General features: G+C 71.9%; 11 protein-coding genes. 7 read left to right on the top strand and 4 right to left on the bottom strand.

Going from position 1 to position 10,088, the window contains the following annotated elements; genetic code table 11:
* From ACFVXK_RS33610 to ACFVXK_RS33600, 3 genes are all read left to right on the top strand, one after another.
* On the top strand, nt 1-320 hold a 320-nt coding region (locus tag ACFVXK_RS33610), incomplete at its 5' end, for a VOC family protein (protein ID WP_389619471.1).
* 231 nt (nt 321-551) lie between these two features.
* Nucleotides 552-2,495 carry an ATP-binding cassette domain-containing protein gene (locus ACFVXK_RS33605; protein ID WP_389619468.1) on the top strand — a complete coding sequence of 648 codons (1,944 nt, stop codon included), beginning with the start codon at nt 552-554 and terminating at the stop codon, nt 2,493-2,495.
* On the top strand, nt 2,492-3,313 hold the full coding sequence (locus tag ACFVXK_RS33600) for a class I SAM-dependent methyltransferase (protein ID WP_389619465.1): 822 nt from the start codon (nt 2,492-2,494) through the stop codon (nt 3,311-3,313). Before ACFVXK_RS33605 ends, ACFVXK_RS33600 begins: the two co-directional genes overlap by 4 nt.
* On the opposite strand, the gene ACFVXK_RS33595 is transcribed toward ACFVXK_RS33600, so the two are convergent.
* The 3 genes from ACFVXK_RS33595 to ACFVXK_RS33585 all read right to left on the bottom strand — a co-directional run bounded on the left by ACFVXK_RS33595 (nt 3,203) and on the right by ACFVXK_RS33585 (nt 5,452).
* Nucleotides 3,203-3,847: a CatB-related O-acetyltransferase gene (locus ACFVXK_RS33595; RefSeq protein ID WP_389619462.1), complete on the bottom strand. Its 645-nt coding sequence runs from the start codon at nt 3,845-3,847 to the stop codon at nt 3,203-3,205. The two genes, ACFVXK_RS33600 and ACFVXK_RS33595, sit on opposite strands and share 111 nt — an antisense overlap.
* 199 nt (nt 3,848-4,046) lie before the next feature.
* Nucleotides 4,047-4,628: a hypothetical protein gene (locus tag ACFVXK_RS33590; protein WP_389619459.1), complete on the bottom strand. Its 582-nt coding sequence runs from the start codon at nt 4,626-4,628 to the stop codon at nt 4,047-4,049.
* Between the two features lie 341 nt (nt 4,629-4,969).
* A complete protein-coding gene (locus tag ACFVXK_RS33585) occupies nt 4,970-5,452 on the bottom strand; it encodes a hypothetical protein (protein WP_389619456.1) in 483 nt (160 codons plus the stop codon).
* Between the two features lie 277 nt (nt 5,453-5,729).
* On the opposite strand from ACFVXK_RS33585, the gene ACFVXK_RS33580 reads away from it, so the two are divergent.
* The 3 genes from ACFVXK_RS33580 (at nt 5,730) to ACFVXK_RS33570 (ending at nt 8,531) form a co-directional block, all read left to right on the top strand.
* Complete coding sequence (locus tag ACFVXK_RS33580; protein ID WP_389619474.1) at nt 5,730-6,836, top strand: pentapeptide repeat-containing protein; 1,107 nt, start codon at nt 5,730-5,732, stop codon at nt 6,834-6,836.
* A gap of 105 nt (nt 6,837-6,941) precedes the next feature.
* The gene (locus ACFVXK_RS33575; RefSeq protein ID WP_389619453.1) at nt 6,942-7,382 is read left to right on the top strand and encodes a hypothetical protein; all 441 of its coding nucleotides are present in this window, start codon (nt 6,942-6,944) and stop codon (nt 7,380-7,382) included.
* 384 nt (nt 7,383-7,766) lie between these two features.
* Nucleotides 7,767-8,531 (top strand): PIG-L deacetylase family protein, encoded by a 765-nt coding sequence (locus ACFVXK_RS33570; protein ID WP_389619450.1) that lies wholly within the window; start codon nt 7,767-7,769, stop codon nt 8,529-8,531.
* Between the two features lie 39 nt (nt 8,532-8,570).
* Here the strand turns inward: ACFVXK_RS33570 and ACFVXK_RS33565 are convergent, their stop codons facing one another.
* Nucleotides 8,571-9,461, bottom strand: coding sequence for an aminoglycoside phosphotransferase family protein (locus ACFVXK_RS33565; RefSeq protein ID WP_389619447.1), 891 nt, complete (start codon nt 9,459-9,461; stop codon nt 8,571-8,573).
* Nucleotides 9,462-9,678: 217 nt separating this feature from the next.
* On the opposite strand from ACFVXK_RS33565, the gene ACFVXK_RS33560 reads away from it, so the two are divergent.
* The coding region (locus ACFVXK_RS33560; protein WP_389619444.1) for a transposase at nt 9,679-10,088 on the top strand (410 nt) is incomplete at its 3' end.

The following is a 10,088-nucleotide window of genomic DNA, read 5'->3' as shown; positions in this document are numbered from 1 at the left end:
GTCTGGGACTGGTCCTGTGGGACCGCGGCAGGCTCGCGCAGGAGTGCGGCCTCCCCCACGCCCCACAGCCGGCGGCCGGCTTCGGCGGCATCGCCCTGTCGCACAACGTCCGCTCCGACGCCGAGGTCGACGCCCTGCTCGCGGCGGCGGAGCGGGCGGGCGGGAGGATCACGAAGCCGGCGTCCGTGAACGCGGTCGGCTTCCTCTCCGGCACCTTCACCGACCCCGACGGCCACCCCTGGGAGATCGCGCACAACCCCGGCTTCCCCTTCAACGAGGACGGCTCGATCACCCTCCCGGACTTCGGGGGCTCCCGGTGACGTGAGCCGGAGGCGCCTTCACCGACGGACGCCCGGCCATTGCCGGCCTCGGCGATTCGGCCAACACCCGGTTGTGGCACTCCCGTTGCGGGAGGCGGGTCGGTGTATCCGCCACCGTCGCCCGCGCGCCGGATCACGGGGTTTCCGGGCCGACCGAAAGACGTGTGTTCGAAAAACCTGGGGCCGTCGTTGAGCTCACGACAGCGTCCGAACGGCGATCCAGGGGGCCGAATGACCACGTCCGGTACACACAGCACACCCACCCAAGCGCCGCCTCCTCCGCCGCCCGCGGAGATCACCTACAGCGGGCAGTACTCCGTCAACCCCCTCGCCGAGGTGTCCTTCCGGGCGCTGTGCGCGTCGCTCCCGGCCGTCCTGGCGCGGATCGGGCGGCTGTGCTGGCGGACCGACCCGCGGGCCGTGCGGCTCCTGTTCGGGTGCCAGGTCGTCACCGGGGCCTCGGCCGCGGTCCTGCTGGCCGCGACCGCCCGGGCGATGGGGCCCGTGCTCGGCGCCGGGAGTGCGGCCGAGCGGCTGCACGGGGCCCTGCCCGCACTGCTGGTCGCCGCGGTCGCCGCGGCGTCGAACCGGGTTTCGGCGGCCGTGGCCACGTACGCGGAGCGCAGGCTGACCCCGCTGCTGACTTCGCGGACGGACAGCGCGCTGGTGGAGGCGGTCTGCCGGGTCGAGGCCGCCGCCTACGCCGGGGACGGGTTCTCCGACCGGCAGGAGGCGGCCGAGATGGGGGTGGTGCGCACGCACGTGATGGTGACCGACGCCCAGCGGTTCATGTCCTCCCTGGTCCGCCTGGTCACCGCCGGGGGCGTGCTGTCGCTGCTGAACGCGGCGATGCTGCCCCTGCTGCTGCTCGCCGTGCTGCCGGCCGGGGTCGGGGCCGTGCTGACCGCGCGGGTCGACTACGAGATCCACTACGCCAACGTCTCCGACCGGAACGTGCGGGCGATGATGCGCTGGTGGGCCACGACGTCCAAGTACAGCGACGAGGTCCGCGCCAACTCCATGACGGACTACCTCGTCCACTGGTACCGGGCCCTGTCCGAGCGGTGCGACCGGCGGAGCCTGGCCGCGGCGCCGCGGACCCTGCGGATCGCGCTGCTGTCCTCACTGGCCGGTGGGGTCTTCCTCCTGGCGACGTGGGGTGCCCTCGCCTGGCTCGCGGTGACGGGCCGGATCGAGCCCGCCATCGCCGCCACCGCCGTCATCGCCGTGCAGACGGCGCTCGCCGCGCTCTCCCAGGTCGTCGTCAACGGCGCCGCCGTCTTCCACACCAGCCTGTACCTGAGCGACATGCAGTCCTTCCTCGACGAAGCCGCCGCCCGTGCACCCCGGCGGGGGCCGGGCAGGATCAGCGGCCCGGTCGAGCGGATCCGGCTCGACGAGGTCGTCTACCGCTACCCCGGCAAGGACAGGCCCGCCGTGGACGGCGTCTCCCTCACCCTGGAGCGCGGGCGGATCCTCGCGATCGTCGGCGCGAACGGCTCGGGCAAGTCGACCCTGACCCGGCTGATCACCGGGATCTACCTCGCCGACAAGGGCACGGTCACCTGGAACGGGTCCGACCTGGCCGACACCGACCCGGACACCGTCTGGCGCCGCACCGGGCTGGTGCCGCAGGACTTCGCACGGTGGCCGCTGCGGGTCCGCGAGAACATCACGCTCGGGCAGCCCCGCACCCACGACGACGGCGCCGTATGGGAGGCCGTCGACGCGGTCGGCCTGCGCGAGGCCGTCGAGGAGCTCCCGAACGGCCTGGACACCCTGCAGGCCCGCGACGTCTGGGGCGGGGTGGACTTCTCCGGCGGGCAGTGGCAGCGCGAGGCGTGCGCCCGGGCCCTCTACCGGCAGCCCGGGCTGCTGATCCTGGACGAGCCGACGTCCCAGATGGACCCGCGCGGTGAGCACCGGATCTTCGAGGAGATCAAGGCCATCGCCGCCGACCGCATCACCATCATGGTCACCCACCGCCTGGAGAACACGAAGGTCGCCGACCACATCGTCGTACTGGAGCACGGGCGCATCACCGAGCAGGGCCGCTACGACGACCTCGTCCACGGCGGCGGAACCTTCGCCGAACTCCTCGCGCTCTCCCAGGACCGCCGGCCGGCTCGCTCGCCGGACTCCCCCGCCCGCATCCCCGATGGAGGACTCGCGTGACCACCGAGCAGGACACCCTCGCAGTCTGGAACACCTACGGCACCCACCAACTGGCCAGAGGTGTGGAACCGCCCGAGCTGGACGCGTGGGACTGGGGCGTCCCACAGACCGGCCCTGGTATCGGCGTGCTGGGCGAGGTGGCGGGGCTGCGCGTCCTCGACCTCGGCAGCGGACTGGGCCGGCACGCCGCGAAGCTGGCCGCCCTGGGCGCCGACGTCACCGCCGTGGACGCCTCCCCCACCCAGCACCGGCGGGCCGTCACGCGCTACCCGAACACCCCCGGTCTGCGCCTGGTGTGCGCCGACGCCGTGGCCCACCTGCGCGAGGCGGGCCCGTACGACCTGGTCTACTCCGTCTGCTCCCTGCCCTACCTGGACCCCGACCGCGCCCTGCCGGCGCTGGCAGACGCCCTCGAACCGCACGGGCGCCTGATCTTCTCCGCCCTGCACACCAACTCCGCGGGTACGGGACCCTCCAGCGAGGTCGCCCCGCGGCCCGAGATCCTGCGGCTGCCCGGCACCACCGAGGAGCACCCCGTGGCCATGTGGGTGCTCACGCCGACCCTGTGGGAGGACCTCCTGGTCCAGTACGGCCTCACCCTGGACACCGTCACGGCCATCGACTCGTCGGACCCCGACAGCCCCCTCTCCTACCGCCTCTACACGGCCCGCCGCCGCCCGGCCCGCGCCCCGCGCCGTACCCCGGGCTCAGGCCCGGGGTACGACGTCTTCGAGTTCGCCGACGGTGCCGGACATGACCACCCGCAGGTGCGCGGTGAGGTGTTCGGTGGGCCAGTCCCACCAGGCGAGGGCGCATAGACGGGCGATCTCGTCGTCGGTGTAGCGGGTGCGCAGGAGCCTGGCCGGGTTGCCGCCGACGATGCCGTAGTCGGGCACGTCGTCCACGACCACGGCGCCGGAGGCGATCACCGCGCCGTGCCCGATGCGCACTCCCGGCATGACCATGGCGTGGTAGCCGATCCAGACGTCGTTGCCGACGACGGTGTCACCCCGGCCGGGGAGGCCGGTGATCAGATCGAAGTGTTCGGCCCAGGCTCCGCCCATGACGGGGAAGGGGAAGGTGGAGGGGCCGTCCATCCGGTGGTTGGCCCCGTTCATGATGAACCGCACCCCGGTGCCGAGCGCGCAGAACTTGCCGATGCGGAGCTTCTCCGGCCCGTAGTGGTAGAGCACGTTGCGGGTCTCGAACGCGGTCGCATCGTCCGGATCGTCGTAGTAGGAGTACTCCCCGACCTCGATCAGGGGCGAGGTCACCAGCGGCTTCAGCAGGACCACGCGCGGCTGTCCGGGGAACGGGTGCAGCACGGTCGGGTCAGGGGGGAGGCGGTTCACGGCAGTCCCTCTCGGCGGGCGACGGCAATGGGGCCGGCCGCAGCAGGAGCCGGAGCCAGAGCCTGAGCCGGAGCACCCCCATTCTGCGCATACGGTCCCCTCGGCAGGCCCGGGGCGCCCAGGAGGCGGCGCGGCTCGCCGCCGTCCGGCCGCACCGCCAACGGGCCGAGCGCCTGCGCCTGTTCCCCGCGCAGACCTGTCAGACGTAGCTCATGGGGCACTGCCATCGGAGCGCGTGCTCGGCAGCACGGAGATAGAGCGCCGTGTAGAACGCGGCATCCAGGTCGTCGGCCCACGCCCCGGGGTGTGCCGCCGCGGCCTGGGCGACGGCCGCGTCGTCGAACCAGTTGCCGAGGTCGAGGTTGTCGCAGTGCCGGGGCAGCTGCGGTGGCAGGGCGAGCCGGGCGGCGAGACGCTGCGCCGCCGCGAGCGTGCGGTGTGCGCTGTGGACGGTCGTGGTGTCGCTGTAGGCCGACGGCACGGGGAGGGTCAGAGCGCCTTCGAAGTCGACCGGTATGAGCAGATCCCAGCCGAGCAGCGCCTCGCAGCACTCCTCCCCGTCGGGCTGGGCACGGCACAGGGCCTCGAAGCTCCGCATCGGCCGGTAGAGCTTCTCCTCGAAGGACGTCCCGGACTGCGGAACGAAATCGGCCGGTGGCGGCGGCGCGCCGAGCGCGAGGCCGCGCCTGCCCAACTCGCTGCCCAATAGCAGCGCGACCGGCCCGAGGATCTCGTCGTCCGACCAGTCGTCGGCGTCCACACTGCACAGGTAGGTTCCCATGCGGGAAATCTACGATCCACGTCTGACAACGCACGGACTTGCCGCACGGCCGGCGGGGCGCATTCCCTCAGGCAGAAGCTGCCGTTGGCGCGACGAGAGCGAAGCCACCGCGTCAGGTGGCGGCTCGTCGCCGTGGAGGCGCCCGGGGATCACGACCTGCCGGCCCTCCACGACGACCGAGAACGGCACCCCCGGCAGGAGGCGAGGGGCCGGCATGATCGCCACTACCGCTTCGGCATCGCCCGCCGGCTCGGCGGGGAAGGCCGCGGTCAACGGATCGGTTCCATCGGGCGGCTGCATGCGCGGAGCATACGCCCACGCCCCACCGTGGGAGCCGTGGGTCAGCGCAGGCCGGCGCGTTCGTCGACGTGGCGGGTGGGAGCGCCGAGGAACAGGTCGGGCCGTGCCGGACCGTGAACGATGTTGAGCGTGTCGAGGCGGTAGGTCCATTCGCCGCCGCACAGACGGGCGAAGCGGTAGTTGATCTGCCAGCGGAGCCACTCGCCGCGGGCGAGGCGGACGGCCGGGGGCCGCCGCCATCGGCGCGGCATGCCGAAGGGTGTCGCGACCAGCTGCACCAGCAGCACTCCGTCGACTTCCCGCAGGAGCACGCCAGCGTCCGTGCCGGAGTCGGGCATGCCGTCGTGCACCACGGACCGGGGCTGGAAGGCCTCGGCCTCGTGCATCCGGACCTCGTGCGTGAAGGGTGGCGGGCCGGGCGGCAGCACGAAGGCCGTCGGGGCGGCGTTCCTGCGTGCGGCTCCCCGCCCGCCACGGGACTCCTTGGTCCATGACGTGCGGACCCACTGCACCACCGTCTCCACGGGACCGAATCCTGCGCCACGGGACCGGACGGCCGCCACCGCGTTTCGGCGGCGCCGCCCCTGCAGCTCACGGATCGTTCCGGAGACGGTGGAGCGGTCCACTGCCCGCACGGGTCCAGGTTAGCCTCACAACTCCTCCAACTCGCAAGGCCGTTCACACGCCACGAGGCGGTTGCACAGCACCCTTGATCGCCCTCTGAGGGGCGCCTAGGCTCCCATGCCCATGGAGATGGGGGAACCGGACCGCGGGCGGCGGGCGTGGCACGACGGGCTGCTCATGCGTCGCGTAGCCGCAGGGCTGCTGGCCGGGGCGGGGCTGGTCATTCTGGGTACGGTGTTCGTCGTACTGCCGGGGGTGGTGGTCGACCACGATCTCGCCGGGGCGAGCGTCGCCGCGCAGGATCGGCTGAAGGCGGTGAACGATGTCCGTACGACGCTTCTCCAGGTGGTCGGCGGCCTGGTCGTTCTCTTCGGCGCGTACGCCACCTGGCGACAACTGCGAGTGAGCCAGGACGGTTTGCGCGCCACCCAGGAGGGCTACGTCACCGACCGGTTCAGCCGCGCCGTCGACCAGCTCGGCAGCGACAAGCTGGACGTGCGCATCGGCGGATTGCACGCGCTGTGGCGGATCGCGGAGCAGTCCGCCCGCGACCGGGAGGCCATCATCTCCATCCAGGCCGCGTATCTGCGGACACATCTGCCCTGGCCACCCGCCGGGCCGGAATCACCGGCGGCAGACGTGCCCATCAACGACATCGCCCCCTTGGAAACCCGCGCCGCCGACGCCCAGGTGGCGCTGACCGCGCTCGGCGTGCTGTGCCAGCACCGGGAGCAGTCCTGGGTCAATCTCAGCATCACCGACTTGCGCCGGGCCGACTGCGACGGACTGTGGTTCCCCGAGGTCAACTTCGACCGTGCCTGCATGGAGGCGGCCGGCCTGTACCACGCCAATCTGACCCAGGCGTCCCTGGTCTCGGTCAACCTGCGGCATGCCGACCTCACGACTGCGATCCTCCGCCGGGCTCGCTGCGTTCTGGCCGACCTACGGGCCGCGAAGCTGGTCGAAACCGACTTGCGTGACGCCGACTTCACCGAGACCGACCTGCGCGAGGCAAACCTGCGCAAGGCCGACGCCCACGGCGCGGTCTTCCACCGCGCCGACCTCCGCCTGGCCGACCTGCGCGGCACCGACCTGAGCACCGCCAGCCTTGTCGAAGCACGCTTGACCGGCGCCCTGGCCAGCGAACACACCCGCTGGCCCGCCGACTTCGACCACACGGCCGCCGGAGTCGTCGACAGCGATGACCCCGGCCCCGAGCCCTCCCCGCTCCTCCAGCCGCCGGGGATGACGCGGCAGGCACCGCCGCTGCGACCCACTCCCTGACCAGGACGCGCCGATCAAGACAGCGGCGTCCTGATCGCGCGGGAACCAGACCACCAGGCAGCCCCGGAAACCGATATCGCTCCCAAGGCCGTTAGCCTGCGGCGCATGCATCAGCCTCGAAGGCGCGACCGGCGCCCGGCCCCCCGCGTGCCGTCGCAGCCGTCCCGCCCGCGTCAGGAGTGCCGGCTCACGGCCGTGGGTGCCGACGTGGTCCTGGTGGGTCTGTTCTCCGCGAAGCAGAAGGACTTCGAGACGCTCATGTCGTCGGCGGCCGCGGAACTCGCGGCGCGTGGCACCCGGGTCGTCGCACGGATCGTGCAGCGACGGGGCGTCTCGCACGGTGGAGTACGGAAGATGTCCCTGCCCTTCTCCTCCCGGACCCTCTTGAGCTCCGGAAAGGTCCGCGAGGTGGCCCGCGCGTGCGACCAGGCCGCAGCCGACGCAGTGATCTTCGTCAACACCCTGACGACGCATCAGCAGCGCATACTGACGGTCATGCTCGGCTGCCCCGCTCTCGATCTCACCGACATCGTCACGGACGGCTGACGGCCCATCCGCTGCTGCCGGCTCGCTTGCCGATGTGGGGTGCGCAGCAGCTGCTCCGCCAGGTCGTGCCCGTAGTCGCCGGCGATCCCCAAGGGAGTACGTGAGGGGCGGGCGTCCAGTAGTCACTCACCAGGGCATTGAACACCGGTCCGGGGGAGGTGGGTTTCTACGAGATCACCCCCAGGTGATGACCTCGACGGCTGCCGGCCTCGAATACGGTGTCGTGTCCCAGCCCAAAGGCCCGTCTCCCTCGCGGTGCTCTGAGACCTCGACCTCCAGGCGACGGGGAACACGCCAGGTCCACCACCCGGCACCATGAACATCCACCGCCCGCACCGAACACCGAACACCGAACACCGAACACCACAGGAAGGAACGGCACCCGTGCCCTTGCCAAGCCTGCTCGGCGTCTTCGCGCACCCGGACGATGAGTCGCTGCTCGCCGGAGGCGTCCTCGCCCGGCATCACGCCGGCGGTGCCCGTACCGCCGTCGTCACCGCCACCTGGGCGCCGGACAGCCGTCGGGCGCCCGAGCTCGCCGACGCGCTCTCTGTTCTCGGCGCCGGTGCCCCCCGTTTGCTGGGCTATGGCGACGCCCGCAACCCGGAGGCGGCTCCCGCGCGGCCCCGGCTCCTGGACGCGCCTCTCGACGAGGCCGTCGGGCGGCTGGTCGCCCATATCCGCAGCTTCAGGCCCGACGTGGTCGTCGGCCATGACGCGCTCGGGCAGCTGACGGGCCACCCGGACCACGTGCGGACGCACCAGATCACCCTGCTCGCCGTCGAAGCGGCCGCCCTCGCCCACCTCCATCCCGACGCGGGCCCACCGTGGCAGCCGTCCGCGCTGTACGCCGCCACGCACCCCGAATCCGGCGTGGGCCTCCTCGGCCCGTTGCTGGCGGGCGTCGGCAAAGCCGTCCTCGCGGTGCCGGACGCGTACGTGACCACGAGCGTCGACGTCACCCCGTGGGCCGACGTGAAGTGGGCCGCGATCCTGGCGCACCGTGGCGAGGTGGCACGCGAACGGGCCCTGCCCGGGATCCTCGCCCGCCTGGCCGAAGCCGACCGTGACCGGATCATCCGGACCGAGCACTTCACCCGCCTCACTCCCGGTCCCACGCCGGGCGTGCAAAACCGGCTCACCGCCTGACACCCTCGCGCCGGCCCGCCGACGGCCGCCGGGTCGGCGTCACTCCGTCGACTCCAGAAGGCGGTCGAGCGTCCGGCGTCCCATCCTGCTCATGGCCGGATTGCTGTCGACGTAGTACCAGACGAGGCCCATGGCCTGTTGGAACGCCCATGCCTTCCCGCGCTCCCATTCGAGGTCGTCGCAGCCCAGTGCCTCCCTGAGCACCTTCCTCGGCCCCCGCTGCAGCAGGTGCCAGGCGCCGACCAGGTCCAGTGCGGGGTCGGCCGGGGCGAACCCGCCGGTGTCGAGCACTCCGCCGAGGCGGTCGCCCGTGACCAGGATGTTGCCGGGGATCAGGTCACCGTGGTTCATCACGTCGGCGCCCGTGCGCGGCAAGTCCCGCAGACGGCTCCACATGCGGCGGAGCCGGTCCACGTCGAGCAGCTCCTCGCTCTCCTCGAAGCACTTGGCCATCCAGTCGTCGTGGTGGGTCAGGACCCCGCCCCGGCCCGCCCCGCCGAACTGCCGCCCCCGGGTGTCGGCTTGCCGGAGGGCGGCGATGAAGGTCGCGAGGTCCTCGGCGAAGGCGTCCGAGCCGCCGGGGTCGGCGTCCGAGGCCACCGTTCCCGTCAGCCACGTCTGGACCGACCAGGGCATGGGATATCCGGCTCCAGGATCTCCCAGGGCAACGGGTTCCGGAACGGGGAACGGGGACACCCGCGCCAGTTCGGCACCGGCCCGGGCTTCCCGCCGCAGGACCGCGAGCGCGTCGGCGGCGTCGGCCGGGCGCAGGGGGAACCGCGCCGCGAGGTCGTTCCCGATGCGGAAGATGGCGTTGTCCGTACCCGTCGACTGCAGGAACCGGATCCTCCGGCCGCTCCACTGGGGGAACTGCTCCTGAATCAAGACGGCAACCATGTCGGTGGTCACGTCCACTTGGTCTTCGTGCATGGTCACTTCTCGCCCACTCCCACTCTCCCACTCCCCAGCCCTGCTGCGTGAACGGCATCGGCAGAAACAGAAGCAGAACAGATCACCGGGGCGGCAGCCAGCGGTTATTCGGCGGAGACCCCGAGCGTGCCCCGGCCGCGACGCGCACCTGCGGCATCTCCCTCGGGTCATCGCGCGGCAGGGCGATCCGGCGCAGGTAGGGCGCCGCGTCGGCGGCATGGCGCCCGAGCCGGGCCAGGCGGCGGGCCGTCCGGTCGTGCTTGCGGTGGCGCAGCGGGCGAGCAGGCCCGGCATCAGCGGCTCGATCCGGTCCCACATCGCAGCAGTGATCAGCAACCAGACAGATACATCCGATCAACTGACCAACCGATCAAAAACACTCTCTGGTCCACTAAGACCGTGTCCTATGTGGTGGGGCGTCGTTGAGCTTCGCATGGGGCGGGGTACGTGGAGTTGGATTGTTCCGGACGGGTTGTGGGAGATCGCGGAGCCGCTGATCCCGCCGTCGCGGGTGCGGCCGCAGGGAGGCGGTACACCGGACACGCCTGATGAGACGCTGTTCGCCGCGATCATCTACGTGCTGGTCAGCGGCTGTGCCTGGCGGATGCTGCCGCCGTGTTTCGGGAT

Origin of the sequence: Streptomyces sp. NPDC058157, assembly GCF_042884105.1 — a bacterium.
In the GTDB taxonomy this organism is placed as follows: Bacteria; Actinomycetota; Actinomycetes; order Streptomycetales; family Streptomycetaceae; genus Streptomyces.
This window is presented reverse-complemented; position numbering and strand designations above follow the sequence as displayed.

Coding starts and splice junctions, on each gene's coding strand:
- ACFVXK_RS33605 (WP_389619468.1), top strand. CDS start 552: ATGACCACGTCCGGTACACACAGCACACCCACCCAAGCGCCGCCTCCT.
- ACFVXK_RS33590 (WP_389619459.1), bottom strand. CDS start 4,628: ATGGGAACCTACCTGTGCAGTGTGGACGCCGACGACTGGTCGGACGAC.
- ACFVXK_RS33565 (WP_389619447.1), bottom strand. CDS start 9,461: ATGCACGAAGACCAAGTGGACGTGACCACCGACATGGTTGCCGTCTTG.
- ACFVXK_RS33575 (WP_389619453.1), top strand. CDS start 6,942: ATGCATCAGCCTCGAAGGCGCGACCGGCGCCCGGCCCCCCGCGTGCCG.
- ACFVXK_RS33580 (WP_389619474.1), top strand. CDS start 5,730: ATGCGTCGCGTAGCCGCAGGGCTGCTGGCCGGGGCGGGGCTGGTCATT.